Here is a 25831-nt window from a genome sequence, read left to right on the forward strand (position 1 = left end):
TGCGATGCAAACCCCGGCAAGGGCCCATCGCGAGAGTTCTCAGGCTCCAATTCAACGATGCACGCGTTCGCGGCGGCTTTCAAGCCGCTGAACGCGCTCGCCATGCTTATTTTTTGTGATACATATATTCCATTGCGCGATTTAACGTGATACGCAATTGCGCATGGACATCACCTGCGATCCCGCGAAGCGCACTTGGACCCTGGAGCACCGGGGCATCGACTTCATGGACGCATCCGAGGTGTTCGCCGGCACCACCCTGACTCTCGAAGATGATCGGCAGGACTACGGCGAAACCCGGTATCAAACCTATGGGTGGCTTGCAGGTCGCGTGGTGATGGTGGTTTGGACACCGCGCGGTGAGGCGCGGCACGTCATTTCAATGAGGCACTGCCATGAACGCGAAGCACGCAAAGTCGCCGCCCACCTTGATTGATCCTGACGACGCCCCGGAATGGACCGAGGAACAGCTCGCGCGCGCCGAGGTGGCTGTGGGCGGCAAAGTCGTTCGACAGGCGAGGGGCACGCTTTCCCGTCCGCGTGGCCGCCCGCCCGTCGAGCACCCGAAGCAGCAGATCTCGGTTCGGCTCGATGTCGACGTACTAGAGGCGTTGCGCAAATCCGGGCCAGGCTGGCAAGCTCGGATGAACGCAGTTCTCCGCAAGGCAGTTGGGCTCTGAGATGATCAAAGCACCGCAGCTGTTCGATTTGTGGACCCACAATGGTCCTTCCTTCTCATGGAAGGGCGCTGCTGCCTTGCCCATCATCTGACCTTTCGGTCACAAGAGGGTGGAGCCCTGCCGTACCGGATTGAACGGTCGGAACCCTAAGAGGCCCGCAGGGCCGCCGCGCGTTCACGCTGGCGATAATTTGCGGACGTGTCGCCTGCATCGATTAAGCTGGATCAGTCGAGACGATGCCTCTCTATGCCCTTGCCTTCGTCTTGCCGCTTTCGCACAATCATCGGCTGCATTTAAGTGCCGCGGCGCCTATCAAGCGGATAAAGCCCGGGAATATGGGCTACAGGGGGGAATATGGAGACGACCGACGATAGTTCCGCGGCGCCCGTGCGTCTCCTCCTCCGCGCCGACCTGGCTCCCTGCTTCACCTTCGCGTCATTTCAGAACGCTATCCCAGTCCTGCGTTCGATCATCATCGAGAACCATGGCTCGGAAGCCTTCGAGCGGTGTCGCCTCGAGCTGACTTCCTCGCCGGCTTTCCTTCGGGCGAAGACGTGGACCATTGAGCGACTCATCCCGGGTGATGAGCTTGCGCTCTCCGATCGGAAGGTCGATCTCGACCCGACATACTTCGATGGCCTGAACGAAGCCGAGCGCGGCGAGATCACCCTGCGCCTCCTCTCGGGCGAGCGTGTGCTCTGCGAGGAACGTCGTCCGGTACGGCTGCTGGCGAGGGACGAATGGGGGGGCGTCCTCGACATGGCGCAGCTCCTACCTGCCTTCGTCATGCCTAATGACCCGGCGGTCGCGACCGTCCTGCGCATAGCGGCGGACCGGCTGGCGGCGCACGGCCATCCAAGCGGCCTCGACGGCTACCAGACGGCCAGCCCGCAACGCGCATTCATGCTGACTGCGGCCATTTATTCCGCTGTGGCCGGAATGGCGCTCCATTATGCGGAACCACCGGCGAGCTTCGAAAGCCGGGGGCAAAAGATCCGCCGCCCGGCCTCCGTCGCCGCTGATCGGCTCGCCACCTGCCTTGACTCCTCGCTGCTCTTCGCTTCCGCGCTGGAGGCAGCCGGCCTTCACCCCGTGGTGCTGTTGTTTCAGGGGCATGCGGCTGTCGGGGTCTGGCTGGTGCAGCGGACCTTGTCGAATGCGATCGAGCCGGATCCGATCGAGGTGCGCAAGGCGCTGGCGGCTCGCGAGCTCATCATTTTCGAAACAACCGGCGTTACCCACCGTCCGGCTATGACTCTCGAGGCGGCACAGCACATGATCGGCCTGCGCCTCGACCAGGAAGAGTCGGCGGGCTTCGTCGCCGCAGTCGATATCCGCCGCTCCCGAAGCGGCGGCATCATGCCGCTGGCATCCCATCAGCCGATCAACAGAGGCGCGAGCGAGGAGGACCTGCCCGGCGCGGGTGCCGTACTGCCGCTTCCAGGCGCGCCGACCATGCCGGAGCTGCCTGTCGAAGAGGTGGAGGTCAAGCCCACCACGGCCGCGGGGCGGATCGACCGTTGGCAGAAGAAGCTGCTCGACCTCACGCTCCGTAACAGACTTCTGAATTTTCCGGACTCCAAGAAGTCTGTGCCCTTCCTCTGCACCGATGTCGGTTATCTCGAGGACCGCCTCGCACATGGGGCGGCGATTCATCTCATCTCGCTGCCGGCGCATAACCCACTCGGCGAGCGCGACGCCGCCCTTTATCGCGATGTCCACGGTCGCGACCTGCAGAGAGGCTTCGCCGCCGAAGCGCTGCAGCGCGACGAACTGTCCTCGCCGCTGGATGCTCGCTTGTTGGAAGCGCGGCTGATCGACCTTCACCGTCAGGTGCGCAACGATCTCGCTGAGGGCGGAACCAACACGCTCTTCCTCGCAGTCGGCTTCTTGCGCTGGAAGAAGAAGCCTGAGCACGAGCGCAGCTACCGCGCGCCGCTGCTCCTCGTCCCGGTAAAGCTGGAACGCCGCAGCGCGACCTCGCGCTTTACGCTGAAGTTCCACGAGGATGAGCCGCGCTTCAACGCAACCTTGCTGCAATTCCTCGAACGCGACTTCAAGCTCAAGCTGTCGCAGTTTTCCGGCGAGTTGCCGGCTGACGAGAACGGGGTCGACGTGCCGCGCCTGCTCGCGCTGGTGCGGCAGGCCATCCGGGAAGTGCCGGGTATGGAGGTCGTCGACGAGATCGCACTCTCCACCTTCTCCTTCGCCAAGTTCCTAATGTGGAAGGATCTTGTCGAGCGGACTGAGGCACTTCGCCAGAATCGCGTCGTCCGTCACCTCATCGATTCGCCGGAGCAGCTTTTCCAGCAGGCCGCTAGCGGCGATGTCTTCCGCAGCGAGCAGGAACTCGACCGGCACTATGTGCCGAAAGACATCGTCACCCTGCTGCCGGCCGACTCCTCGCAGATCGCCGCCAGCCTTGCCGCAGCCGAGGGCCGCGACTTCGTCATCGTCGGACCTCCCGGTACAGGCAAGAGCCAAACCATCGCGAACATGATCGCGAACTGCTTGGCTGTGGGAAAGAGCGTGCTGTTCGTGGCCGAGAAGACGGCCGCGCTTGACGTTGTATACCGACGACTGCGCGAACACGGGCTCGGCGAGCGCTGCCTCGAACTTCACTCCAACAAGGCTGACCGCCGCCGTTTCCTCGCACAGCTCAAATCGTCTTGGGAGAGCGGCGGGCGCATCGATGCTTCGCAATGGACGGAGGTCAATGAACGCCTACGGATCCGGCGCGACGAGCTGAATGCCTATGTCGAGGCGCTGCACCGCCGCCATGCCAATGGCTGGAGCGCTTATCAGGCAATGGGGCTGGCGCTGCGCGACCGCGAGGTTCACGCACCTACTCTGTCATGGCCGGCGGGCGCGCAGCACGACGAGGCGTCGCTGGCGGAACTCGACGAGATCGCTGGAGATGTCGGGCTTACCTTCAGTTCGGTAAGGATGAGTCCGGCTTTGCAGATGGTGGACGTCTCGGACTGGACCTCTCAGTGGCAAGAAAGCCTTATAGCAGCCGCCGACGCACTCAGTGATGCCAGCGATGTGCTGGGCAAGGCCATGGCGGCCTTTCTGGCGGATCTCGGCCTGCACTCGAGGGACGATCTCGCACAGGGAGAGTTCGATGCCTTCTGGCGGCTGGCGAAATGGTTGAACGAGACTGCGGGCCACAATGTCGCGATCCTCACCGACAATGACTTCGTGCGGATGCGGCCGGCGCTCACCGACCTCGGAGAGACGATCGAGCGATATCGGGCGGCGGAGAGCACGCTGTCGGCACGGTACCATGCTGATGTCCTTTTCCAGATCGATCCGCAGGCTATCGACGGGCAATGGCGCCGTGCCGTTGCCGCCATGTGGCCAGCTTCCGCCCTCGGCCGGAAGAAAGTGCAGAGGCAGCTTCAGGAACAAGTCATCGAGGGCGAGGCAGCACCGGAGAAGGACATTGCGCTGCTATGTGCGATGAGGGAGTGCGCGGAGCGCGCCGAGGAAAATCCGCTTGCTGGCAAGCCGCTGCCCTTTGCCGGCATCGACACCAATGTCGGACAGCTCGGCCGTATCCTTGATCTCGCCGAGGGGCTCCGCGGCGCACTGCAGATGCCGCATCTCGCCCAGGAAGATTTCCGCGCCATACTGCGCGCGGTCGTGCCTATCCTCCCCGGTACGGCTCAGAGAGAAGGCATCCGTACCTCGGCTGCGCGGGTTCTGACAGCTCTCGGCCAGTTCCGTTCAGCGATGCAGAGCTTTTCCGAGCTGGCCGGCGAGACGCCGGCCATGAGCGCATCGGAAGGGCGTCTCGCCAGATTGCGGGCTTCGCTCGGCGAATTGATCGAGGCGCGACATCTGCTTCGAGACTGGACCGCAAGGTGCCGTGCTCGGGAGCGCGCCGTAGCCGGCGGGCTTGCTCCCCTGGTCGAGGACCTGGAGAAGGGGCACACAGCGCCCGACAAAGCCCAATCGGCGTTCCGGCTGGCCTACGCGCGGTGGTGGCTCCCCGCCGCGCTGGATGCCGATCTGGTGCTGCGAGATTTCCGCCGCTTCCAGCACGAAAATGCAATCTCTGAATTCCGTGACATCGACGATCTGGTGCGGGCGCACGCTACCCATCGAGTGCTCGGCGCGCTCGCGCACGGGCTCCCTTCCGTCCAGAGCGTACCGCGCAATTCCGAGCTCGGCCTGCTGCGCGCCCAGATGGAGCTTCAGCGCCCCAGCCGCTCGATCCGCGACATGATCCGGGCGTTGCCCATCAGCTTCCCTAAGCTCGCGCCGTGCATGCTGATGTCGCCGCTGTCGATTGCGCAATATCTGCCTCCCGACCAGGCGCTTTTCGATGTGGTGATCTTCGATGAGGCCTCGCAGATCACTACTTGGGATGCGGTCGGCGCCATTGCGCGGGCGCGCCAGACCATCATCGTTGGCGATCCGAAGCAGTTGCCCCCAACCAACTTTTTCGGCCGCAACGAGGAAGATGACGGTGAAATCGTCGAGCACGAGAAGGACCTCGAAAGCATCCTCGACGAGGCCAAGGCCGCTGGCATCCCGGTGCGCGACCTTCGCTGGCACTATCGCAGCCGCAGCGAGTCACTGATCGCCTTTTCGAATCACTATTACTATCAGAATCGGCTGATAACCTTCCCCTCGCCGACGGCCGAGGACCGCGCTGTGCATCTGCGCAAGGTAAGTGACGGTATCTACGACCGCGGCAAGAGCCGGACCAATCCGGTCGAGGCGCGGGCCGTCGTCGCCGAAGCCGTCGCCCGCATGCGCGCGTGTCTCAAACTGGAGGATAAGGCGCGCCCGACCCTCGGCATTATCACCTTCAACACTCAGCAGCAGTCGCTCATCATGGACCTGCTCGATCAGGCCCGCAGGGCGGAGACGGCAATCGAATGGTTCTTCTCCGAGGACCGAATCGAACCGATCATCGTCAAGAACTTGGAGAATGTGCAGGGCGACGAGCGCGACGTGATCCTGTTCTCTATCACCTTCGCGCAGGATGCAGCCGGTAAACGGACGATGGGCTTTGGCGCCCTCAACCGTGATGGGGGCGAGCGTAGGCTGAATGTCGCGGTGACGCGCGCCCGGCAGGAGCTGATCGTCTTTTCTGGCTTCACCGCCGACCAGATCGATCCGTCCCCGACCAGGGCGCTCGGTGTGCATCACCTCAAGGCCTTCCTCGACTACGCCGATCGCGGCGCGATCGCGCTTCCGGCGCAGGATGAAGGATCAGTCGGCGGCTTTGATTCCGCCTTCGAGGAAGCCGTCGCGGCCGAGTTGGGGCGCCGCAACTGGCGGATCGTGCCGCAGGTCGGCATCTCCGGATTCCGGATCGACCTCGGCATCCGTCATCCCGACCTGGAGGGCGCCTATCTCGCTGGCGTCGAGTGCGACGGCGCGACATACCACAGCTCGGCGACTGCGCGGGATCGCGACAAGGTGCGCGAGCAGGTGCTGCGCGGGCTCGGCTGGCAGATCGAGCGGGTGTGGTCGACCGACTGGTGGTTCGATGCGGAAGGCTGCGCTGCGCGGCTTCATGCAAATCTAGAGGCCCTGCTTCAGAAGGACCGTGAGCGACGTACCAGCCAGGAGGAGGCGCTCGACGTTACCATCCGCTGGGACATGGGGCACGAGGTCGAGAATGCAAAGCCGATGCCGGACGAGGAAACGCCGTCTGCCGAGGAGCCTCCACCGCCACCGCCGACATTGAAAGCGGACCTTGTCGAGCTCTTCGTGACGCCGGCCCTGACACAGCCATCTGCCTTCCCCACCGCGTCCGTTCCGGACGCAACGTTTCGGCACGCCGAGCCAGCTGCAGTCCCTGCTAGGGAAGCGGCACCGAGCGTACGAGGGTACTACCGCGTCACCGATCTCGCTCACTTCGGCGCCGATCCGGACCGCTATTACGATCTGGACTATCGCAACACATTGCGGTCCATGATCGATCATGTCATCGAGCAAGAGAGCCCGATCCGCGCCGATATTCTTGCGCACAGGATTGCACGCGCCCATGGATGGCTTCAAACCGGACGCAGAATACGGGAGCGCGTCGACCTACATCTCCGAGACGCCGATGCCACACAGGAATCGAGCGGCATTTTTGTCTGGAAGAAGGGCAGCTTAGCCGAAGTTGTCGAATATAGGACCCCAACCGACGCCGCCTCCCGCCGGACGATTGCCGACATTGCGCTGGCGGAGCTAGCTTTCGTCGCTGTGACGAATCGCGATCTGCTTGATCAGCCGGACCCGGCCCTGGACCTTGCGCGGCTCTTGGGCGTGGAGAGGCTGGCAGCGGTGTCCCGCTCACGTCTCGACGAAGCGATAGAACGGGCAAGGACTTATCTGACGCGGAGCAGCCCGTCGCAATGACGTTTCGTTTCCTCCACAGCGGCGACCTGCATCTCGGCAAGCGCTTCGGCAATCTTCCGGAAGACTTGCGCGGGCGGCTGCGCGAGGCGCGCCACGCCGTGATCGGCCGGCTCGCTGAAATCGCGCTCAAAAGCGGGGCAAGCATCGTACTGCTCGCGGGCGACACGTTCGACACGGAGACCCCCAGCTCTTCGGTGCTGCGGCAGGCGCTCTCGGTCATGGCGAGCCATGCGACGCTGCGCTGGGTTCTATTGCCCGGCAACCACGACAGCTTACTCGCCGAGGAATTGTGGAACGCAATCCGCGCCAATCTGCCGCCGAACGTAACGCTGGCGAGCGAGACGGCGCCGTTGCCACTGGAATCCGGCTTCGTTCTGCTGCCAGCGCCGTGCAATGTTCGCCGACCGGGCCGCGACCTCACCGATTGGATGGATGGCGCCGTCACACCGGAAGGATCGCTACGCGTCGGCCTTGCCCATGGCCCAGTCCAGACCTTCTCTGAGGAAGCCACCGGCGCCAACATCATCGCGCCGGACCGCGCGGCACGGGCCGGGCTCGACTATCTCGCGCTCGGCGACTGGCACGGCTCCATGCGGATCGGTGAGCGCACTTGGTACAGCGGCACGCCGGAGCCAGACCGGTTCAAGCACAGCGCACCGGGAAGGGCCCTTCTGGTCACCGTCGACGGGCCAGGTGCGCCGCCTCAAGTCGATCTAATGGAAACGGGCAGCTTCGAGTGGCGTACCGCCGAGCTCGCCCTGCTCGACAGAGACGATGCATCAGCCATGCTTGCCTCATTGCTGCCAGCGGCGCCGCTGCGTCGGCAGACACTGCTGCGTATCCTCGCTTCGGGGCGGCTGCGGGTGACCTCCCGTACGGCGCTAGACGCCGCCTTCTCCGCCGTTGGACCAGAATTCGCTCTTGCCGAGTTGGAAGTGACCGGACTGGCGACGATCGTGGAGAATGCCGACCTCGATCTCATCGATCGCGCCGGCGCGCTGCGGCGGGCGGCGGAGGCGCTGCTCGCCGAGAGCCGAGACGAGCAGCGGGCCCGGGCAGAACGCGAGGTCGCTAGCGAGGCTTTGGTGCGGTTGTTCTGCTATTATGAGGCGGCGCAGCAGAGATGAAGCTGAGGGCACTGAGACTTCATAATGTCCGGCGTTTCGCCGGGCGCGGCGTCGCCATTGAGGAGATCGGCGATGGCGTGAACGTGTTGTGCGCGGCCAATGAATTCGGCAAGTCGACCTGCTTCGACGCGCTGCACGCGCTGTTCTTCCAGCCCCACTCGGGCACGCCGGGTGCGGTGCAAGCGTTGCGCCCCTATAGCAGCGGTAACCCGCTGATCGAAGTCGACGTCGAGGTAGACGGGCGCCGGCTGCGCATTGCCAAACAATATTATGGCGGGCGGCGCGCCGCTGTCACCGATCTCGGCTCGGGACGGCTGCTGGCGCAGGCAGACGAGGCGGAGCGGATGATCACCGATCTCGTGCAGGGCGGTGCTGGCGGGCCGGCCGGATTGCTCTGGGTGCGCCAGGGTGTGACCGGGCTTGAGCGCCGTACGCGCGGCGACGAGGAGGGAGAGAAGCGCGCGCGCGAGGTCGTGCTCAGCTCTGTGCAAGGCGAGGTGGAGGCCTTGACCGGCGGGCGGCGGATGGCCGAGGTGCTCGCCGCTTGCGAGGAGGAACTGGCTCGTTATGTGACGGCGAGCGGAAAGCCCAAGGCCGGCCAAGTCTATGCCGCAGCCGTCGACGCACATGCGCAACTCGCCGCAGAGGAGCAAAGGCTCGCCATTGAGATAGCTGATCTGCAAAAGGCGCTCGACGCGCGGCGCTCAATGCGCGAGCGCCTCGCCGGACTCGAACGGCCGGAAGAGGAGAAGCGGCTCCGCCGCGATCTCGCCGACGCGGAGAGCGCCCATGAGGCAGCGAAGGCGCACAAGGTGGAGCTGGAGCGCGCCGAGGCCGAGGCAACGCTCGATCGCAATCGCCACATCGCCGCCCGCGTCGCTCTTCAAGCGTGGCACACGCTGCTCACGCGCACCAACGAGGCACTCATCCGTTATGAGGCGTCGCAGGAGCGGAGCTCGCAGGCACAGGAGCGCCGAGGCCGCGCCGCCGACACAGCCGAGGCGGCAGAGCATGCGGCGGAAGCGGCCGAGGCGACGGAGCGCGCGGCACAGGAACTGAGTATGCGCCTCGCCCGCGCTGCCCGGACTCGCGAGGCATTTGGCCGGCTGAAAGTACTCAAGCAGACCATCTCCCGCGCGGACGCGGCGCGAGTCGAGATCGAAGAAGGCGAGATGCAAATGCGCCTGCTCGTGCTTCCCGACAAGGGTGTCGAGGCGCTGCAGGCGATCGAGGTCGAGATCGCCGGGCTAAAGGCGGCCGCCACCGCTCATGCGCCGCGGCTGCGGATCGACTATGCGCCTGGGATTGCCGGCGCTTTGGCAACCGACCGCGGGCCACTCGCAGATGGCGAGGAGCGTACCTTCGAAGCGGTCGCCCGAGTGAGCATTGCCGGTATCGGTACGCTCACTCTTTCGCCCGGTCGGCGAGAGGGTGTCGACGCTTTGCCGGCGCTACAGGAGCAGCGTCAGCGACTGCTTGAACGGCTCGGCGTTGCCAATTTGGCCGAAGCACGGCAGCGCGCGGCCTCCGCGAAGGAGAGGAAGGCAGGGCTCGACCTCGCCCGCCAGAGCCTCAAGTTGCTGGCGCCGGACGGCATCGACGTGTTGCGCGAGGAGGCAGCGCGTCTCGCCTGTCACGACGTCACCGAACTTGAGCTTAAGGGCGACCCGGACGAGGCGACGCGCGCCCATGACGCCGCGCGTCGACAGCTCGACGTGCGGCGTAACGAGGTTCGCGCCGCCCGACCGGCGCGCGATGAGGCCGACCGCGCAGTGATCGAGGCCGAGAAGGAGTTCGCCGCCGCGGCCGGCGCCCGCGAGGCCGCCGAGGCCGAGCTTGGACCGCCGGGGAGCCGCGCCCTGCGTGAGGCGGCGCTTGCCGATGAGCTCGCGGAAGCGGAAGGGCCCTCGGCGGCCAGCGCGGAGCGTGTGGCGCGGCTGCGTGCGGCAGCGCCCGATCTCGGCAATGTTGAGGCCGCGCTGGAGCGCATACGTTCCATCGTGCAGGCGGCAGAAAAGACGCGGGGTCAGTTGCGCGAGCAACTTGCCGATCTGAACGGCCGCATCCATGCACGCGCGGAGGGCGCGGTGGAAGAGCGTTGGCGCGAGGCGTGTGAAGCGAAGGCCGCCGCGGAGGCCGGGGTCGCGCGTATCGCCCGGGAGGTGGCGGCGCTCACACGGCTTAGGGGTGCCTTGGCCGATGCGCGTTCGGCCGCGCGGGACCATTATTTCGAGCCTGTGCTGCGTGAGCTGCGCCCGTTGCTGGGCCTGCTGTTCGAGGAGGCCCATGTGGCCTTCGACGAAGATACGCTGCTGCCGTGCACCGTTCAGCGCAACGGCCTAGTAGAGGAGATCGAGCGGCTCAGCGGCGGCATGCGCGAGCAGCTCTCGGTGCTGACACGGCTGGCCTTCGCCCGGCTTCTGGCGAGCGACGGCCGCCCCGCTCCGGTGATCCTCGACGACGCTTTAGTCTATTCCGACGATGACCGAATTGAGCGCATGTTCACAGCGCTCCACCGGCAGTCGCGAGACCAGCAGATCATCGTGTTCTCCTGCCGCCAGCGTGCCTTCTCCAGGCTTGGAGGAAATGTCCTGACGGCGACCGACTGGCTGCCCGCATCCACATAGTGTTGGCTGGCATACTGGATCGAATTAGAGGGTGTCGCGTATTGGGCTAATCTCAGAGTCGGGCTGAGATCGAAGGGACAAAACGACCATAGCCGACGTCTGAAACGGACGCTCTCAGGCGATTCCGAGAGCGACGGGCCAAGACCGTGTCTGACCAATTATGGTCTTTAGACAATCCGCGAACTCCTGGACAGTGGTCCGAGGTCGCTTCAGTTCGATGCGCGTGTGCATTGCAACGCGCGGATTGGGGTATGGGGCAAAGACGCGCGAATTGCAGGAGGAGCTGGCGGATCACAGGCTGTGCCTTTACCTTAGACGAGAACCTGGCTTGAGACTGATGGCTGAAGATTTTTTAAGCGCGGCGCATCGCCATTTCGAAGATGCCGAACTCTTGCGGGACCAGGCACGGCTAGACAATGCTGGCCATCACTACGGGATAGCCGGCGAGTGCGCTGTGAAGGCCGTCTGCATGGAGGAAATCGGCAGCCGGCCCTCCAAGCACTTCGATTCGGACGTCAAGAGAGACCTTCGAGATGCGGCGATCGCCAATCTGTCGGGTCTCAAGGGGCAGCGCATCCTGGCGGTGCTGCCCGGACTGTTTGCCGGCTGGTCGGTGCACGACCGCTATACGGCCCCAGGGTACACGCCCTCCGTTCAGGTTGACCAATGGCGTATCGACGCGGAGCAGGTGCTAAAACTCATGCAGGGGCTTTGACGATGGCTGATCCGGTCTTCTACGACGACAGCCTGCCCATCGCGATCAAAGTGGTCCAAGACTTTCTGGGTTCCGATGCGGACGTCACCTACCTCCGCGACGGTCAGGGCCAGTTGCATGTCTTTGTCCCCGAGACGGCCGACGAAGCTCGGGTGGAGGCCCTCGATAAAGCGCTACGCGAGCATCTCGGTCGTTATGCGCCAAGGTTCGGACGGCTAGTTCACCTAGATCAGCCAAGTTCTGAGCCCGTACTCCTGGTGGTGGGACATCAAAGAATCAAATATGTAGAGCGTCGGTTCTCCGGCGTGGACTGGACTTTGAGCCCCGCGCCGGTCGCTGTGGAGCCGCCACGACTGGTGTTCTACAGCATCAAAGGCGGGGTGGGGCGAACCACGGCGCTCTCAGTCCTCGCAACGCAGATCGCGATGCGCGGGGGCTCGGTGCTTTGTCTCGATCTCGACTTGGAGGCGCCGGGTCTGGGCCAAGCGATGTTGCCCGACGAGTTGACGCCGGAGTTTGGTGCACTCGACTGGCTGGCCGAACGCGCGATCCAGGGCCTCAACGCCGAACTGCCCAAGCTCCGCGATCTGATCGGAACCAGTCCGGTCGCCCGAGACTCAGGCCGGATCGATGTTATTCCCGCCTTCGGAGTGCGATGCTTCCAGTCGCCCGGCACCGTCCTGGGCAAGCTTTCGCGATCTTTGCTGGAATCTCCGGAAGACGGCAGGATCACCACCTTCGGGAAGCGCGTTTCGGAGCTGATCGAACGCGCTTGCGAGACACGGCGATACGACGCTGTACTCATCGATGCGCGCGCCGGCCTGTCCGAGATCTCGGCTGCGCCCCTCCTCGCGCTAGGCGCGGACGTGTTGCTCTTCATGGCGGACAGCAACCAGTCGTTCGTCACCTATTCGGCTCTACTAACGTACCTCCAGCGGTTCGCGCCGACCAACCCCGAGGCGGATGACTGGAGACTTCGGTTCAAGACCATTCGCGGACGGGTCGCCAATCCGGGTGACGTCGTGGCCTCGGACCGCTTCCTTGATCGGATCGCCACCGTCTTCGCGGAGGGACTCTATGACGAGGCATCCGATGCAGGCGATCTTGATGCGTTCAACTTCGCGCCCAATGACAGCGACGCGCCGCACTATCCGGTGTTGATCGCCTTCGATCCGCGGTATCAGACATACGAACCGCTGGAATTCGCTGAGCAGACGAATCCGGAGGTAGCGGAGGCGGCTTTTGGCGCGTTCACGCGCTGGTGCATCGAACGGCTGGGGCTAGATCAGAAACCATGACCGCCCGAACAGACGCTGTCTCCGAAGTCCGCGCCGCGATCCGGGGTTTGCCGACGATCGCGCAGTGGTCGGCGACCGAGGAACCCGATCTCAACCTGCTGATCACTCCACGATCGCACGCGCAGGCGATTGATCCCGATGAAATGGTCGTTGAAGGGGACCGCGGCGTCGGCAAGTCCTTCTGGAGCGCCATCCTGACGTTCGACGATGCTCGTCGTCGCGCCGCCCTATCTTACCCCAATCTTCGCCTGGATCAGCTGAGGGTCGAGCTGGGCTTCGCTCAGGCTCGAGGGCGGGAAGAGTACCCTTCTGCGAAAATTCTGACGTCCAGCCTCAAGGATGTTTCGGCCAAGACCATCTGGCGGCTCGTGACCTTGCGAGCCGCCGCACGATCGCTCGACGCGCCGCTTCCACCGGAGATCGTACCTGACAAAGATTGGGCCGACGCCTGTCATTGGTTGGATGCACATGCAGAGGAGGAAGAGCGTCTTCTCGCGAAGTTCAACACCGCACTGAGTCGCGATGGGGCCAAGTTGCTCATCGTCTTTGACGCGCTCGACCGGATCGCCGGCACGGACTGGGGGGCCATTCGTCGCCTGGTCCGCGGCATTCTCGAAGTTGGCCTCGAACTTCGCGACTCCTATTCTTCAATCCGATTCAAGGTATTTTTGCGTAGCGACTTCTTCAACGACGAGGAAATTTGGCGCTTCCCGGATGCGTCCAAGATCAAGGGTAGCGCAGCGCGCTTGAAATGGGCTGCAGTAGATCTCTATGCCCTGTTGTTTCGTTATTTGGACACGGCGAAGGCCGAAGACGCACTGTCGATCCTAGTACCTAAAGTCGACCAATCCGCTCTGTATTCGGATCCCTCTGCCCAGCAGCGCGCCTTCGAGGCTTTGGCCGGAGAGCATATGGGCGGCGTGCGCCGCGGTCGGACCTACACTTGGCTTCCGAGCCACCTATCCGATGCCCGCGGCGAAGCGAGCCCGAGAAGTTTTCTCATGGCGCTGAAGCGGGCTGCTGAGCGGACGAACGATGGCGCGTCTCTGCCACTATCCTACCTGGAAATCCGCGACAGCGTGCAGGACGCCTCCGCTAACCGGGTGAACGAACTGGCCGAGGATCACCCTTGGCTAGGCGAGGTGATGAAGTCGCTCGACGGGTTGATCGTGCCCGCCGAGCGGGCCGAGGTTTTCAGAAAGTTCAAGGGCGCGAAGCTCGAGAAGATGCTGACCGCTCAACTTGATACTGATGGCAGCGACGTTCCAAGAATTCCGACAGAGATCGCCAGTCCTACACTCAACATTCGTGATTTCTACGAACGCCTGCTGCTCGCCCTAAAGCGTCTACATGTCGTCGAGGAGCGGCCGGATCGGCGGATCAATGTGCCGGACCTCTTCCGCGTTGCCGCTCGGATCAAGCGCAAGGGCGGAGTTCCTGTACCGCGCTAGCAGCGGAACAAAACCACATTGCGTGCAAATACTGGCAGCGCTCCGTCGCAGCGCTGCCAGCGCCTCACGTCGGAAGGTCTATGCGGTTCCTTCCAATGCCTCGCCTCGATCCGTACCGACGAACCCAAGGGCAACGAGTTGCACCTCGACAGGCGCTTCCTCGGGTTTGCGGTCCAGCGGCTCACTCGCGAGCCGCTGGAGCTCGGCTAGGGCATGCGCCACGCCACGAAGATTGGTCGGATGCCACCCCGGTCCCGCGTGCCCCGAGACAGGAGGCAAGCGCAAGTCGAACAGCAACCGTGTCGGCACCTCAGCGACGCGACTGGGCTGCATTTCAATCCGTCGGAATTTCCGCTTCTCAAACTCCTCCGTTCGAAGAACCTGGCTGTGGCCCGGACCCGACGCTGCGGTCCGAGTGCCCTTCTTGCCCGAGGTGGCACGGATCTCGGCTGCGATCTCCTCGGGAACAGGTGTGTCGCTCCCCGGCCGGCACCAGAGCTCGACGACCTTTTCCCGCAGCACCGTGCTCGGCGCGCCGGGAACGCCACGGACCTGCGCGTCGGGAGACACCAACGGATCGATGCCTTCCGGCAAGTCCCGGTTGGCGCGCTCGATCGCCACTTCGGCTTCCGCCAACGCCAGGAGAAGAGACAACCCCTTGCGCACCAGGTCGGGATATTCTTTCGACAGGCGCGCCGCGGCGCCGTCCGACTTCGCTTTGGCATCCGCATACACCGCCATCCGGCGATCGTTGGTCACACGCGCTTCCGCCTGGACCAGCTTCTCTTCGAGGCTCTCCAGATAGAGGCCGGCATCGGTGAGCGTGTCCGCGGCAGCGGCCAGCGCCTGCTTATGGCGCGCGCGGGTCGCGTCGTCTGCGACCAACAGCGCGCGGCTCTGACCTGCGAGGGCCGCGTGGTCCGCCTGCGCCGCGTCGCGTGCCTGGCGCGCGGCTTCCACCGCTTTGGCGAGGTCCTCGGGGCGAGGGGCCTTCGAGACAAGTAGGCTCCTGAATGCGGCGAATGCTTTCATGGGGATGATATCCGTGTTGTGGGTGGAACATCGGCGCGGGTGCGCCTGTTCGATGCCGCCGGGGCGGCGACCTCGATCCGGGAATGGCCAACGCTTCGGGCGCAGGAATGCCCCCGCGGGATGCAGGTTGGCCGCTTCGATCATGTGAGGGGGCTGTGCGGGCTGCGCGGATGGGGCGGCCGTGTTGATCAGGGCAGGGGGGCGGTCAAAAGCTCGGAGAGTTTCACGAGGCCCTTGGACGTCACCAGCGCGCGGGTGGAAACGCGCTCTCGGCCCTGGTCGTCGGAATACAGGTGCTCAGCGTGCTCAAGGTAGCCCGCCTGGATCTTGTCCTGATAGGCGATCCAATTTCGATTGCCGGGCCGCTTGTGGATCCACCGCCGGCTGCTCAGCAACGACGTGAGATCGATGGGCCGGATGCCCAGCGTCTTGGCCGCATCCCGCAAGCACATGCTGCCGGTCGCCGCCTCGATCCGCTCCAGCTTCTTCACCTGCGCCCCCTGCGCGGCGAGGAGCGCATCCTTTTCGGCGACCTGCTTTTGTAGATGCCCGAAGACCGCGAGCATCACTTTCGGGTCTGACGGGTCCACGACCAGGCGAGGCGCCGCGTGGGCGATCTCCAACGCCATCCAGCGATCGATGATCTTGGCCCGCATCCCGACGTCGTAGCCGGAGATGAGGATCGTGCATTCCCGCCTCGGGAGGTTGAAGCACGAAAGGGTCCGCCCGCGGGCATCCTTGTAGCTGCCCTCAAAACTGAGGCCAGCACCACCGCCCAACGCCTCCAGCATATTGCGGATGTCCCGCATCACGTTGTCATGGCGCTTCTCGGTGAGCTCCGCGATCTCCAGGCTCGACATGGTGAGCTCGGGTCGGTTCGGTTCCGGGCCCGCCACCGCCGGGAGCATGTGGTCTGCTGTCATGGCTAGGGGTCCTCGCTCTCGGGATGGGAGGGTTCAACACGGGTGCTCGACAGCGCGGTGAGCACTTCGGTGATGCCGGCGCGCAACTGCGCCTCGATCTGCGGCACGTTCTTCTGGAACAGGAGCGGCGCCAGGTCCGGGGGCATCGCCAGCAGCGCCCGTTTGATCTCGGTGCCGATCTGCTCCCAGGCGGACGCCACCGCGACCGTTGGAATGAGCTCGCCGCGCGCCGTGGCGTTCTTCATCGCCTGCGCGTCGGCCTGCTCTTTGGCCAGGCGCGCACGCTCGGCAATCAGATCAGGGGCGCCATCGCCAGAGGCCCGGGCCGCCGCCTGTTCGCGAAGGTGCGTGATGTAGCTGATGCGGCAGGCATCCAGATCGTACTTCCCCGATGCGGCATGCGGAATGACGCCGCGCCGGACCAACTGGGAAATGCGCGACTGCTCGCACCCAAGATGCGTTGCGACTTCACGCTGTGACGCCATGGTGTGCCTCGCTGATTTGATAAGGCCCTAGGGAAACCCTCTGGCTAGGGATGCATCGAGACTAGGAAACACCCGTTGCCCTACCCCCGCCGGAGGGACCCAGAGCAATATTCGTGCGCCATGATTGCAGGGGCGCAATCATCTTGCGCGTGCTGGGAGTGGCCGGCCAAGGTGATGGGCAACACGGTGAGCACGCTCTTAGGTTCGGCGGGACCATCAGCGATAAGGCTGGTCTTCTGCCGGTCGCCCAAGCGTGGGTGTGGCAGGGGATGCCTGTCACTCATTGAGCGAGTGACCGCGATACTTTCCCTGGCGCACCGAGGCGGCCAGCGTCTCTTGTTCAGCCATCCATGCCGTGAGCGTGGATTTCCTGGCGCAGATTGTCCGGCCCATTCGGAAGATCGGGAGGGCACAGGTGGCAATCCGATGTTTTGCCTGGCGGGGGGTGATGGACAGATGCTGTGCTATGGCCGCTATCCCACTCAGAAGATCCGATCCGTCCATCGTTGAGGCCTCCTTGTGCGCAAGTCATGCGAAAGCCGTTGCGAAACGGCCGTGCCGTCCTCAGCTGTCTTCTGCTGTCTTTTCATGGCTTTAGCCGTATTTCCCCGTCTCATGCCTATTCGTTGCGCATGAACAAAAAAGGCCCCCATCAAGGGGGCCTAAGCTATTGTTATTGAATGATTTTGTGTCTCTATTTTCCGTTTTGCATTAGGATGGATGTCGGATCCTGGTGCATGAAATAGCCGACGACGTTGTTGATGACCTCCGTCCACCCGAACTGGCTCGGCTTCAGGGCCCAGGCCTCGACCACGTTGGGGTCCGTGATGGCGTCCATGATGTCGCCAAGCAGGGGCTGGCGCTCGGTCCGCCAACGGCCCGGCCGAGCCGAAGTCTCTCGCGATAGCTTGCGGAAGCGGTCCGACCATTCGGTCAGGCCCAGCGTCGGCGGCGGGCGCAGCGTCGAGAAAAACTCGGAGACCGCCTGCAGCAAACCGGGATGATCGACAACCTTAATCGCCGGCGTCGTCGCCCGGTTCTGCATCGACCCGTGTTCCCGTCAACGCCTCAAGAGCTTCCTCGACCCGCGACCTCACGATGGCCTCTCGCTGGGCGGTGGTTTTCTTGCCGTCCAGCAGCGGCGCAACGTCCGCTGGAATGGACAGGAGCACGCGCTTCACCTCGGTCCCGATCTGTTCCCAGGTGGCGGCGACGTCCGACGCCTTGACCAGCTCGCCGCGGGTGACGGCGTTTTCCATCGCCTTGGCGTCGGCTTGCTCTTTCGCCAGCCGTGCCCTCTCGGCTTCGAGAGTTCCGACACCGCCGGCGGCGGCCTGGCGCCCGGCGGCCTGCGCCCGCAGGTGCTGGATGTAGGCGACGCGGCAGGCGGCGAGGTCATATCGGCCCCGCGCCTCGGCCTTGATGATCCCATCTTTGACCATCCGGGAGACGGAAGGTTGAGACAGATCAAGGTGTTCAGCGATCTCGGCCTGCGTCGCCCACCCCTCATGATGGGCCGCCGATCCTGTGTTCTGCATGCCGACCGCTCAGGCCGCCAACATCTCGTTGGTCCTGGCAAATTCGCCGTGCAGCTTCAGCGCCTCGGCGTCATAGGCCGCTGCGGCCAGTTCCGCTGTGTCGAAATAGCCTACGTGCTTCCGCCGGCCATCGATGCGCAGCTCTGCCCGCCAGCGTCCGCTGCAACGGTCGAAATATATGCCCTTGTAGCCCGAGGTATTGCTTCGCATGAGCCCGCGGTTGCGCAGGTTTTGCGCATGAGTACAGGCCCTCAGGTTGGGCCGCCGATTGTGCAGCCCATTTCCGTCGATGTGGTCAACGTCAATCCCATCCATCTCGCGGAGGGTTAGCAGGTAACGGTGCAGCCGGAGCGCCGTCGGGCGTCCATCCGGTCGGCGGACACCGGTCACCGCATATGCCGTCCATCCTGGCCGCTCATAGGCGGCCCAATTCAATGCGGCAACGAGGGGAGCGTCTTCGACGTCCACAGTTGCTTCCAAGCTCTTGGATAGCTGAACGAAAGCGACACCGTCGCGGATCTGCACAGGCTTCGGGCGCCGCGCCGTCGGTACGAAGCCAAGCTCCGAAAGCCGCGCGTTGGCGGCGCTATGGTCAGGAAGAACAAACATCACAGATATTTATACCCCCCTACAAAATCCCTGTGGCTAGGGATGTCCCCCGCCTCAGAAACACCCATCGGGCCAACCCGTCAGGAGGGACCCAACGAAATAATCTTACAATCCAATGATTATGACGTAATATTATTCCGATAGGTCCGGATGTATCATCAACATTTGTGATGTGTCATCCGCGCTCGGCGAACCGGGAAATCACCCGCTGCACTGCCTCGCCTATCTTGACGGGCATCTGCTCTCGCACCGTCCGCTCAAAGATCCCTTCGAAGTCCAAGCGCTTGGTGTAGGCCATGGTCGGCTGGAACAGGGCGAGAAGGCGGATGCTGGTGTTCTTGCCGGTCCGGCGCCACAGGCCGGCGGGACGGTCGCCACCGCGCGGCTTACCAGAGAAGACGTTCTTGCTTTTCGCCAGCGCCTTGAGCGAGCCACGTGCCACGTTGCCGAAGGCGTTGCGGCGAATGAACGGGGTGGCCAGGGTCTTGGCTCTCTCAGGCGAGCGCGTGCCCCCGCGCACGTTGATGCCGAGGTAGCGCGACTGGACATCCTTGATGAACACCTCGAAGCGAAGGGTGCTCTTGGTGGCCGGGGTGTAGCCCACCGCCTTCATGGTGAAGGGCGTGGGGCGATCCAAGGAGGCCGGGAGCGCGGCCGTCTCGGCAGCCACCGCTTCCCGCATGGTCCACGTCATGCCGGTGGCCAGCGCGTACGGCATCTGCTTCTCGGTTGCGCCAAGCTCCCGCGCCTTACGCTCGAAGTCGCCGAGGTTAAACGTGATTTGCATTCGCAACTATCCGAGCTTGGCCCTTACGAGGCAGTCTTTCGCCTCCAAGAGCTTACGCAGCCCAGCCGACTTCTCGGCACCGTCGGGCAGATTATCGTCCATCGCCCGCGCGAGGTCGCCGATGGGCTTGCTCACCTCCTGCAGATGCGCAGGAAGGTGAGCGTAGGCGAAATGCTTCATGATGGGGTTCGGCATGGTGTCCATATCTCGCTAAAATATCTCAATTAGCTATTGCATGTAATATCTCTATATGAGATATTACTCACATGAAGACGGTCACTTACACCCCCACCGCAGCCCGCGCCCTTCGCAAGCACGCGAACCGCGCGGTGCAGATCCGGGCCAAGATCGAGCAATATGCTTCCGATCCGGCCTCGCTGGCGGCCAACGTGAAGCAGCTCCAGGGCGTCCATGCCCTCCGGCTGCGGGTCGGTGACTTCCGGGTCATCCTTCAGGAGACCGCCTCGGAAGTGACCGTTCTGGACATCGGGCCGCGTGGCGGCATCTATGAGTGAGGAGGCGAACATGGCCATCATGACCAAGACCCCCGGCGGCGAGGAAATCGTGATCCTCTCCCGCGCGGAATATGACAAGCTCATCGCCACCGCCGAAGACCGTGAGGACGTGGCCACTGCAAAGGCTGTTATCGGGCGCATGGAGCGGGGCGAGGAAGAGACCCTCAGCAGCGAGGAAATGGACGCGCTGCTGGCGGCACCCACCCCGCTGGCCTTCTGGCGCAAAAAGCGCGGCCTCACACAGGCGGCTCTCTCGAAGGAGGCCGAGGTATCTCAAGGATTCTTGAGCGAAATCGAGGCCGGGAAGAAGACCGGGGACATCACCACGCTTAAGCGTGTTGCGGTCGCGCTTCGGGTGTCTCTGGATGATCTTGCGGACTGACTGGCAAGGCTTCGCCAGGGGTGCGGATCGCGAGTTGCGTCCGCCGGATCGGGTTATGCGTCGAGCGCAGGGAGCCCCGGTCGTCCTGAAGACTGAACGCTGAAGTGATTTGCGACTTAAGTCAAGCCGCAGGTTCCAGTATTTCAGATGGAATATCCATCTCTCTCATTACCCCGAAGAGGTCCATCAGTATCCGTGCCATCTTTCCATGGATTTCGATGACGGGCACGACGTGGTCGGTGAAGGGGCCCTCGGCAATGCGCACACGGTCCCCCGTCTTGAACTCAGCGTGCGTCCGCATGAACTTCTCACCGTCCGGCCTGGATAGCCCGTTGCGATAGACCTTAATCATCCGTTCCATCGCTGTTGCCCTGATCCTGGCCGGCACGCCGTCGATGCCTACGCAGCCGAGCACGATGGGAATCGCGAACAGCTCGAACCAGCGGCCAGCGCCGGGAGGAAAGCCGGCGAAGACATAGCCGGGGACCAGCGGAAACGACTGAAGCTCCTTTTCGCGCACATAACGACTCACCTTTCGCCACCTCCGGTCCGAGGGGCAATAGGTGGTCACGCCCTTGCGAAGGAGGATTTCCTGCACGGCGAATTCCTTCTGCGGCGCGACGCGCAGCGCATACCACTCCAGCCCCTCCACAAGCTCTAACAACCGCCGCGCCGTCGGTTGCTCGGTCGGAAATCGAAGCACACGGCGCCGCTTCTCCCGACGCTCGCGCTGGGCGGCTTTCACCTTGATCGCGATCTTCTGGTGATCCTTGCCCATCACGCTTCCCCCAATTCCGCCGCGAGCATGTCGAGCAGGATGCCGACGGGACCGGAGGCCGAACCGTCCTCCTCCCGCGTCAGGGCACCCCGGATGGTGTTGATGGTCGCGCCATGCTGGAGCGCCAGGGACAGCAGCACCGATGCATCGCGCGCATGGGCGTCGATCTCGGTGCCAGCGCGGCCGGCGCGCAAGAACACCTCGCCCAGGCGGCCATCCTCATAGGTGCCGACGCCGGCGGAATAGGCGATCCGCCCATGCATGAACTCGACCACCTCGTGGGGGCGGCGCGTCGGAAGGCGGTGGCGATCCATGGTCATCCTGCGAAATTGAACGGCTGAGAGTGATCGACGCCCGCCGGGTTCGATGGGCGACGGCGCGACAAGGCCGGGAACACGGCGAGCACCTCAGCCACCACCTGCGCCGCCCGCTCTGGCGATGGCTTCTGCGGTGCCGGTATCACCTTCGCGGCGAGCATCTGGCGCAGCCGAAATACATGCTCGCGAGCGGGCCGTGCGATATCGCGGACCAAGGTGTGCAGGTCCGGCGGCGTTGGCATCCATCGCGTGCTCAGCCCCGCCTCATTGGAGACGATGCGCCGATACGCCTCGTCCAAGGCGAAGGCCGGCGCGCCTTCGAGAGCATCGAGGTAGGCTTGCGCCCGAACCAACGCGGCACTCTCGTCCAGCTCCGGCGCTGACAGGAACGTGTGCAGCTTGGCGATGAGGGTGCCCACCGCATCAACGGGCGCCGGCTCCAACCACCCGTCCAGGCGGGCGGCCATCTCCTGCACCTTGCGGCGCTGGTCTTCCGTCGGCGCTCGCTCCGCCGGCAGGCACGGCGGAAAATCGGCTGTCAGAGCGTCGAGAGAGGACGTCAGCCATTGCGGTGACGCCCTGCGGGGATCCACCAGCGCGGCGCGTATATCCCGCCCCCCGTTCTGTACCACCACCGCCTGACCAGTCATCGTTCCATCTCCCTTGGTTGAGCCACGTCGCCGGATGACAGAAATCCAGATCGGGAGGCTTGAAGCGCTGATAGGCATCCAGGGCCTGGACCATCGTCTCGACGGTGAGCGTGGGGTTTCGCTTCATCACAGCGCCGAAGGTCCGCAGCGCAGCGTCCTTGCCGATCTTCCGGGGGTAGGCCGCCCAAAACCGATCAAACTCCGCCACCGCGACCGATCGCGCTCGCCCGGTGTGTTCCTGAGGCGAAGCCGAAGGGGAGGGGGAAGAGGGTTGAGTTTCTTTAGAGGGGTCTGGGGAGACCTTTCTTTGCTCGGGAGAAGGGGGGGCATCGTCTTGAATGTCTGAAACGTCTTGTTCAGACGACTTAAGACGCTTTTCAGACGCCACCTTCGCGTAATATCGGGCATTGCGTTCCTGCCGCGCGGTGCGGGCCGGCGCCGCTGCGCTCTCCATCGCCGCGACCGCCTGCACCACCGCATCAGCCTCCATGCCAGCGGCGAGCATGTGGCGGATGGCTTCGGCGATCATGCCCATGGGCCACCCCACTCCTCAGGCGTTCTATCGCGCTTCGCCGAGTTGCAGGTGTCGCAAGCCGTGGCCAAATTCTGAAGGGCGGATCGGCCACCGCGCGAAAACGGCATAACGTGGTCGCAATGCAGATTCCCGCCTTGGGCGCCGCAGTAGACGCAGGCAAATCCATCACGTGCGAAGACCAGGGCGCGTAGCCTGATCCACTCTTTTTCGGGACACTCTTCTCTCCGAGCGCGAGATCGCTCGCGATCCGCCTCCCGCCGGCCTTCAAGCGCCGACCGCTCCGCATCGGCGCGGCCGAGCGCCATCGCCACCTCCGCGACCAGATGCGCGGGTGTTCCGGCTTCGATCAGGCGTGCGATGAGGTCCGCGCTCACTCCGCCGCCTCCTTACCATCCGGCACACGGACGCGTGCAAATTGGTCGTGGAACGACGCCAGCGTCTCCAGTGATTTGGTGAGGCCTGAGATGATTCCGGGGACGTCGGACCAGCTCGGCCAGTCAGCGGCTCGGTGAAGGCCGGTCGTCTTCAGCAATCGATACGCCGCCTTGGCCGGGGGAATCGGGGTGTCGTTCATTCCGCTGCCTGTCCGATGGTGAGAAATTGGCGGATCGCGTCGGCGCCGGCCTGATCGGCCGTGACGCCTTTTTCGGCGGCGAAGCGGGTGAGGTCGGCAGCCAGCGTCGGGTCGATCCGGATCAGCTCGCCGTTGAGCCGGGCGGTTTGCCCGGTCAGCCGCAGCACCCGCCGGCGCACGCCCGTTTCCGTCTCGCGCTCCAACAGCCCGCGTTCGATCAGGCCATTGACCAGACGATGCACGCCGGACTTGTTCCGCAGGCCGAGTGCGGCCGCGATCTGGTCATAGGTGGGCGAGCAACCATCGCTGGCGATGGCGGTGCTGATGACGCGGAGGGCGTCGCGCTGCTTAGGGGTCACAAGCTCACGCTCCCCACGTCTGGGACCATTCCGGCCCGAACAGTCCGTCTGACGCCGGGGTCAGTATCTCCGCCGCCTGCTCGGCGGTGCGTGTGCCGATGTTCCGGTTCGACGGATGCAAGAACCAACGAGGCTCGGCAGTGCCGTCCCGCGCTGTGGCGATGCTCTTGCAGAGACGTTGCCCCCCCCCTGCAGGCATCAACGATGCGCTGGACACGCTTCGGGACCTTCCGCTCTTCGGTCATACCGCACCCCTTGCTGCTTCCTTGGAGGTCCGTTCGTCGAGTTGCCGAAGAGTGGAAGCGGCGGCCTCCAACTCCTTCACGCGCATGCGCTTCAGCTTCAGCGCGGCCGGATCGACTCCACCTCGGCCGACCGGCAGCTTCTCCAGCCGTTCGACGCTATTGCGCCATTCGAGAAAGCAGCATTCCACGGCGGAGGCCTGCTGCTGGAGTATGATGGGCTCGCTCACGGCGCCCGCCTTTCCATCCACCGCACACGGGGGAGGGTCACGCATACGTCGCCGATGGTGCGGCTGATGACGTCCTCGCGCACCCGGGCGACCGGGGACATCGGCGCCGACTCGGACGCCAAAAGGTCCACCAGCACGTAGCTGTCGCCTTCGCGACCGATGCCGACCCCGATGCGGGACAACGTCGCGCGCGCGTCGCTGATAATCCTGGTCGTGGCGGCGGCCGAAAACGGGCCACCCGGCCAGATTGCGACGGCGAGGCCTTCCAGCGGGACCGGTGACGGATGAGAGGCGAAGAGTGCCTGCACCGCGGCCCATTGTGCGCGGCGCACCCGGACGGTGAATTTGTCTCCGCGGCACAGGCTGTGATCGGTCGCCAACACGATGCCGAAGGGGAGGGGCCTCTCGCTCATTGTACCGGCCTCCGAAGATCGGAGCCGAGCATCCGGCGCATCGCCAATTCGCCTACCGGCAGAAAGCCGGGGATCTGGCCTTCCGCATCGACAAAAAACCAATCACCGGTGATGCGCTTCTTCGAATGGGCGAACTGAGCAATGGCTTCGTCAATTGGCGTGCCGACGAACCATGCATCGATGCGGTGTTCCTCGCCTGTCTCGGCGTGGAGATCCTTCACCCGCCTTGCGAGGTTGGTGGAAAAGCCGATTTTCACCACGTTCGGAGAGGTCGCGGGCTTGGCGAAATAGACGAAACCCACCGAATTCGGAGGAAGATCAGGAACGATCAGCGGCGGCATCACGCCCGGCCCCGTTGCGCGCCACACCTGCTCTGCCGCAGCCGATCCGCGTCGGGCCACCATGCGCACGATCCGCCGGGCACAGGCCGGTGCACAGCCCAGCAGCCGCCCCGCAGCATAGAAGGCGTTCCGGTCATCCGGCTCGCCGATGGCCAGCATGGGTTTGAGCAGGTCCGTCACATAGTCGATGCGGGCGTCGGTCGGCGTGATCCGATCAACGAGGGCCTGCATCTGATCTTCGGCTGGCAAGGCTGGCGGATGACGCGGCGTGGACATGCACAAGGCTCCTCGTTCAGGCGCGCGAAAGCGCCCGGCGAAATGCGGGTGGACGTGGTGACGGGTCGGGAAAGCCGCGGCGGTCAGCCGTCGCGGTCAGGCGCCCCGGCGCAGCGGGGTGATCGTTCCGGCATCGACAAGGCGTCGGAGATCGGCTTCTGCCTCGGCAAGTTTGGTGTGGGCCTTGGCGATTTTGGGTAGGATGCGCGCCGCCTCGTGCGTATCGACGATGCCATCGGCCTGGGCTTCGGCCAGATCCGCGACCACACCCGAAGAGCTGCGAGCGACGTCGGCAAGGTGCTGAGCGAACTGTGTGCCCTGGCCCTCAGCCATCGCCTTCGGCACCAGCACGTAACCCGCCAACTCGGCGAGCACTCGCGTCACGATGGGCGCGCCCACGTCCTGCTCAAGATCCGCGATGACGTCGATGGGAGCGTGCATCTCCTCGTGGATCGAGCCGTACCGGGAAAGCCGGGGCGCATCGGCGCGCGATACCCGGGCAGCGCGAGTGACGCCGCCCGCATGTTCCACCAGGTCGCGCACCGCGCCCTTCAGAGCAGCATATCCGTTCATGCAAGGAC

Annotated in this window: 30 protein-coding genes; 10 read left to right on the plus strand and 20 right to left on the minus strand. The window is 64.2% G+C overall.

The window, feature by feature from the left end; translation table 11 throughout:
* The first annotated feature begins 163 nt into the window (after positions 1-163).
* From V5F77_RS02500 to V5F77_RS02535, 8 genes are all read left to right on the plus strand, one after another.
* Positions 164-436, plus strand: coding sequence for a BrnT family toxin (locus V5F77_RS02500; RefSeq protein ID WP_429003742.1), 273 nt, complete (start codon positions 164-166; stop codon positions 434-436).
* Entirely contained in the window at positions 396-680 is a 285-nt protein-coding gene (locus V5F77_RS02505) for a BrnA antitoxin family protein (protein WP_429003743.1), read from the plus strand. The genes V5F77_RS02500 and V5F77_RS02505 overlap by 41 nt, the downstream gene beginning before the upstream one ends.
* A 354-nt stretch (positions 681-1034) precedes the next feature.
* Positions 1035-7046: a DUF3320 domain-containing protein gene (locus V5F77_RS02510; protein WP_429003744.1), complete on the plus strand. Its 6012-nt coding sequence runs from the start codon at positions 1035-1037 to the stop codon at positions 7044-7046.
* Complete coding sequence (locus tag V5F77_RS02515) at positions 7043-8173, plus strand: metallophosphoesterase family protein (protein WP_429003745.1); 1131 nt, start codon at positions 7043-7045, stop codon at positions 8171-8173. Before V5F77_RS02510 ends, V5F77_RS02515 begins: the two co-directional genes overlap by 4 nt.
* Positions 8170-10800 carry an AAA family ATPase gene (locus V5F77_RS02520; protein WP_429003746.1) on the plus strand — a complete coding sequence of 877 codons (2631 nt, stop codon included), beginning with the start codon at positions 8170-8172 and terminating at the stop codon, positions 10798-10800. Before V5F77_RS02515 ends, V5F77_RS02520 begins: the two co-directional genes overlap by 4 nt.
* Positions 10801-11137: 337 nt before the next feature.
* On the plus strand, positions 11138-11515 hold the full coding sequence (locus V5F77_RS02525; protein WP_429003747.1) for a hypothetical protein: 378 nt from the start codon (positions 11138-11140) through the stop codon (positions 11513-11515).
* A gap of 2 nt (positions 11516-11517) precedes the next feature.
* Positions 11518-12813 (plus strand): KGGVGR-motif variant AAA ATPase, encoded by a 1296-nt coding sequence (locus tag V5F77_RS02530; RefSeq protein WP_429003748.1) that lies wholly within the window; start codon positions 11518-11520, stop codon positions 12811-12813.
* Positions 12810-14264 (plus strand): hypothetical protein, encoded by a 1455-nt coding sequence (locus V5F77_RS02535; RefSeq protein ID WP_429003749.1) that lies wholly within the window; start codon positions 12810-12812, stop codon positions 14262-14264. The genes V5F77_RS02530 and V5F77_RS02535 overlap by 4 nt, the downstream gene beginning before the upstream one ends.
* A gap of 78 nt (positions 14265-14342) precedes the next feature.
* Here the strand turns inward: V5F77_RS02535 and V5F77_RS02540 are convergent, their stop codons facing one another.
* From V5F77_RS02540 to V5F77_RS02580, 9 genes are all read right to left on the minus strand, one after another.
* Positions 14343-15440, minus strand: coding sequence for a hypothetical protein (locus tag V5F77_RS02540; RefSeq protein ID WP_429003750.1), 1098 nt, complete (start codon positions 15438-15440; stop codon positions 14343-14345).
* Between the two features lie 44 nt (positions 15441-15484).
* The gene (locus V5F77_RS02545) at positions 15485-16204 is read right to left on the minus strand and encodes a Rha family transcriptional regulator (protein WP_429003751.1); all 720 of its coding nucleotides are present in this window, start codon (positions 16202-16204) and stop codon (positions 15485-15487) included.
* A 17-nt stretch (positions 16205-16221) separates the two neighbouring features.
* A complete protein-coding gene (locus V5F77_RS02550; RefSeq protein WP_429003752.1) occupies positions 16222-16704 on the minus strand; it encodes a hypothetical protein in 483 nt (160 codons plus the stop codon).
* A 276-nt stretch (positions 16705-16980) separates the two neighbouring features.
* Complete coding sequence (locus V5F77_RS02555; protein WP_429003753.1) at positions 16981-17208, minus strand: DNA-binding protein; 228 nt, start codon at positions 17206-17208, stop codon at positions 16981-16983.
* A 190-nt stretch (positions 17209-17398) separates the two neighbouring features.
* Positions 17399-17749: a phage terminase large subunit family protein gene (locus V5F77_RS02560; RefSeq protein WP_429003754.1), complete on the minus strand. Its 351-nt coding sequence runs from the start codon at positions 17747-17749 to the stop codon at positions 17399-17401.
* Positions 17718-18242 (minus strand): hypothetical protein, encoded by a 525-nt coding sequence (locus V5F77_RS02565; RefSeq protein WP_429003755.1) that lies wholly within the window; start codon positions 18240-18242, stop codon positions 17718-17720. The genes V5F77_RS02560 and V5F77_RS02565 overlap by 32 nt, the downstream gene beginning before the upstream one ends.
* A gap of 9 nt (positions 18243-18251) precedes the next feature.
* Positions 18252-18851, minus strand: a complete 600-nt coding sequence (locus tag V5F77_RS02570) for an AP2 domain-containing protein (RefSeq protein WP_429003756.1) — start codon at positions 18849-18851, stop codon at positions 18252-18254.
* A 175-nt stretch (positions 18852-19026) separates the two neighbouring features.
* Positions 19027-19638, minus strand: a complete 612-nt coding sequence (locus tag V5F77_RS02575) for a hypothetical protein (protein ID WP_429003757.1) — start codon at positions 19636-19638, stop codon at positions 19027-19029.
* 6 nt (positions 19639-19644) lie between these two features.
* Positions 19645-19833, minus strand: coding sequence for a hypothetical protein (locus V5F77_RS02580; protein ID WP_429003758.1), 189 nt, complete (start codon positions 19831-19833; stop codon positions 19645-19647).
* A 71-nt stretch (positions 19834-19904) separates the two neighbouring features.
* On the opposite strand from V5F77_RS02580, the gene V5F77_RS02585 reads away from it, so the two are divergent.
* Together V5F77_RS02585 and V5F77_RS02590 are read left to right on the plus strand one after the other, a co-directional pair.
* Complete coding sequence (locus tag V5F77_RS02585; RefSeq protein WP_429003759.1) at positions 19905-20153, plus strand: type II toxin-antitoxin system RelE family toxin; 249 nt, start codon at positions 19905-19907, stop codon at positions 20151-20153.
* Between the two features lie 10 nt (positions 20154-20163).
* Positions 20164-20535: a helix-turn-helix domain-containing protein gene (locus tag V5F77_RS02590; protein ID WP_429003760.1), complete on the plus strand. Its 372-nt coding sequence runs from the start codon at positions 20164-20166 to the stop codon at positions 20533-20535.
* Between the two features lie 121 nt (positions 20536-20656).
* Here V5F77_RS02590 and nusG read toward each other — a convergent pair whose 3' ends face one another.
* The 11 genes from nusG to V5F77_RS02645 form a co-directional block, all read right to left on the minus strand.
* The gene (gene nusG / locus V5F77_RS02595) at positions 20657-21313 is read right to left on the minus strand and encodes a transcription termination/antitermination protein NusG (protein ID WP_429003761.1); all 657 of its coding nucleotides are present in this window, start codon (positions 21311-21313) and stop codon (positions 20657-20659) included.
* A complete protein-coding gene (locus V5F77_RS02600) occupies positions 21313-21627 on the minus strand; it encodes a TSCPD domain-containing protein (protein ID WP_429003762.1) in 315 nt (104 codons plus the stop codon). Before V5F77_RS02600 ends, nusG begins: the two co-directional genes overlap by 1 nt.
* Positions 21628-21629: 2 nt before the next feature.
* Positions 21630-22097 carry a hypothetical protein gene (locus V5F77_RS02605; RefSeq protein ID WP_429003763.1) on the minus strand — a complete coding sequence of 156 codons (468 nt, stop codon included), beginning with the start codon at positions 22095-22097 and terminating at the stop codon, positions 21630-21632.
* Entirely contained in the window at positions 22054-22815 is a 762-nt protein-coding gene (locus V5F77_RS02610; RefSeq protein WP_429003764.1) for a hypothetical protein, read from the minus strand. Before V5F77_RS02610 ends, V5F77_RS02605 begins: the two co-directional genes overlap by 44 nt.
* Positions 22806-23189 carry an HNH endonuclease gene (locus V5F77_RS02615; RefSeq protein ID WP_429003765.1) on the minus strand — a complete coding sequence of 128 codons (384 nt, stop codon included), beginning with the start codon at positions 23187-23189 and terminating at the stop codon, positions 22806-22808. The genes V5F77_RS02610 and V5F77_RS02615 overlap by 10 nt, the downstream gene beginning before the upstream one ends.
* Entirely contained in the window at positions 23186-23389 is a 204-nt protein-coding gene (locus V5F77_RS02620; protein ID WP_429003766.1) for a hypothetical protein, read from the minus strand. Before V5F77_RS02620 ends, V5F77_RS02615 begins: the two co-directional genes overlap by 4 nt.
* Positions 23386-23748, minus strand: coding sequence for a LexA family protein (locus tag V5F77_RS02625; protein ID WP_429003767.1), 363 nt, complete (start codon positions 23746-23748; stop codon positions 23386-23388). The genes V5F77_RS02620 and V5F77_RS02625 overlap by 4 nt, the downstream gene beginning before the upstream one ends.
* A 241-nt stretch (positions 23749-23989) precedes the next feature.
* Positions 23990-24220 (minus strand): hypothetical protein, encoded by a 231-nt coding sequence (locus tag V5F77_RS02630; protein ID WP_429003768.1) that lies wholly within the window; start codon positions 24218-24220, stop codon positions 23990-23992.
* Positions 24217-24633, minus strand: coding sequence for a hypothetical protein (locus tag V5F77_RS02635; RefSeq protein ID WP_429003769.1), 417 nt, complete (start codon positions 24631-24633; stop codon positions 24217-24219). Before V5F77_RS02635 ends, V5F77_RS02630 begins: the two co-directional genes overlap by 4 nt.
* Complete coding sequence (locus V5F77_RS02640; RefSeq protein WP_429003770.1) at positions 24630-25250, minus strand: GIY-YIG nuclease family protein; 621 nt, start codon at positions 25248-25250, stop codon at positions 24630-24632. Before V5F77_RS02640 ends, V5F77_RS02635 begins: the two co-directional genes overlap by 4 nt.
* A gap of 96 nt (positions 25251-25346) precedes the next feature.
* The gene (locus V5F77_RS02645; protein WP_429003771.1) at positions 25347-25823 is read right to left on the minus strand and encodes a hypothetical protein; all 477 of its coding nucleotides are present in this window, start codon (positions 25821-25823) and stop codon (positions 25347-25349) included.
* Between the last annotated feature and the right edge of the window lie 8 nt (positions 25824-25831).

This window comes from Roseixanthobacter psychrophilus, from assembly GCF_043195195.1.
Classification (GTDB): domain Bacteria; phylum Pseudomonadota; class Alphaproteobacteria; order Rhizobiales; family Xanthobacteraceae; genus NCEH01.

Excerpts from the sequence above, each read along its gene's own strand:
- V5F77_RS02500 (WP_429003742.1), top strand. The coding sequence starts at position 164 with ATGGACATCACCTGCGATCCCGCGAAGCGCACTTGGACCCTGGAGCAC.
- V5F77_RS02505 (WP_429003743.1), top strand. The coding sequence starts at position 396 with ATGAACGCGAAGCACGCAAAGTCGCCGCCCACCTTGATTGATCCTGAC.
- V5F77_RS02510 (WP_429003744.1), top strand. The coding sequence starts at position 1,035 with ATGGAGACGACCGACGATAGTTCCGCGGCGCCCGTGCGTCTCCTCCTC.
- V5F77_RS02515 (WP_429003745.1), top strand. The coding sequence starts at position 7,043 with ATGACGTTTCGTTTCCTCCACAGCGGCGACCTGCATCTCGGCAAGCGC.
- V5F77_RS02520 (WP_429003746.1), top strand. The coding sequence starts at position 8,170 with ATGAAGCTGAGGGCACTGAGACTTCATAATGTCCGGCGTTTCGCCGGG.
- V5F77_RS02525 (WP_429003747.1), top strand. The coding sequence starts at position 11,138 with ATGGCTGAAGATTTTTTAAGCGCGGCGCATCGCCATTTCGAAGATGCC.
- V5F77_RS02530 (WP_429003748.1), top strand. The coding sequence starts at position 11,518 with ATGGCTGATCCGGTCTTCTACGACGACAGCCTGCCCATCGCGATCAAA.
- V5F77_RS02535 (WP_429003749.1), top strand. The coding sequence starts at position 12,810 with ATGACCGCCCGAACAGACGCTGTCTCCGAAGTCCGCGCCGCGATCCGG.
- V5F77_RS02540 (WP_429003750.1), bottom strand. The coding sequence starts at position 15,440 with ATGATCGAAGCGGCCAACCTGCATCCCGCGGGGGCATTCCTGCGCCCG.
- V5F77_RS02545 (WP_429003751.1), bottom strand. The coding sequence starts at position 16,204 with ATGCTCCCGGCGGTGGCGGGCCCGGAACCGAACCGACCCGAGCTCACC.
- V5F77_RS02550 (WP_429003752.1), bottom strand. The coding sequence starts at position 16,704 with ATGGCGTCACAGCGTGAAGTCGCAACGCATCTTGGGTGCGAGCAGTCG.
- V5F77_RS02555 (WP_429003753.1), bottom strand. The coding sequence starts at position 17,208 with ATGGACGGATCGGATCTTCTGAGTGGGATAGCGGCCATAGCACAGCAT.
- V5F77_RS02560 (WP_429003754.1), bottom strand. The coding sequence starts at position 17,749 with ATGCAGAACCGGGCGACGACGCCGGCGATTAAGGTTGTCGATCATCCC.
- V5F77_RS02565 (WP_429003755.1), bottom strand. The coding sequence starts at position 18,242 with ATGCAGAACACAGGATCGGCGGCCCATCATGAGGGGTGGGCGACGCAG.
- V5F77_RS02570 (WP_429003756.1), bottom strand. The coding sequence starts at position 18,851 with ATGTTTGTTCTTCCTGACCATAGCGCCGCCAACGCGCGGCTTTCGGAG.
- V5F77_RS02575 (WP_429003757.1), bottom strand. The coding sequence starts at position 19,638 with ATGCAAATCACGTTTAACCTCGGCGACTTCGAGCGTAAGGCGCGGGAG.
- V5F77_RS02580 (WP_429003758.1), bottom strand. The coding sequence starts at position 19,833 with ATGCCGAACCCCATCATGAAGCATTTCGCCTACGCTCACCTTCCTGCG.
- V5F77_RS02585 (WP_429003759.1), top strand. The coding sequence starts at position 19,905 with ATGAAGACGGTCACTTACACCCCCACCGCAGCCCGCGCCCTTCGCAAG.
- V5F77_RS02590 (WP_429003760.1), top strand. The coding sequence starts at position 20,164 with ATGGCCATCATGACCAAGACCCCCGGCGGCGAGGAAATCGTGATCCTC.
- nusG (WP_429003761.1), bottom strand. The coding sequence starts at position 21,313 with ATGGGCAAGGATCACCAGAAGATCGCGATCAAGGTGAAAGCCGCCCAG.
- V5F77_RS02600 (WP_429003762.1), bottom strand. The coding sequence starts at position 21,627 with ATGGATCGCCACCGCCTTCCGACGCGCCGCCCCCACGAGGTGGTCGAG.
- V5F77_RS02605 (WP_429003763.1), bottom strand. The coding sequence starts at position 22,097 with ATGGCCGCCCGCCTGGACGGGTGGTTGGAGCCGGCGCCCGTTGATGCG.
- V5F77_RS02610 (WP_429003764.1), bottom strand. The coding sequence starts at position 22,815 with ATGGGCATGATCGCCGAAGCCATCCGCCACATGCTCGCCGCTGGCATG.
- V5F77_RS02620 (WP_429003766.1), bottom strand. The coding sequence starts at position 23,389 with ATGAACGACACCCCGATTCCCCCGGCCAAGGCGGCGTATCGATTGCTG.
- V5F77_RS02635 (WP_429003769.1), bottom strand. The coding sequence starts at position 24,633 with ATGAGCGAGAGGCCCCTCCCCTTCGGCATCGTGTTGGCGACCGATCAC.
- V5F77_RS02640 (WP_429003770.1), bottom strand. The coding sequence starts at position 25,250 with ATGTCCACGCCGCGTCATCCGCCAGCCTTGCCAGCCGAAGATCAGATG.
- V5F77_RS02645 (WP_429003771.1), bottom strand. The coding sequence starts at position 25,823 with ATGAACGGATATGCTGCTCTGAAGGGCGCGGTGCGCGACCTGGTGGAA.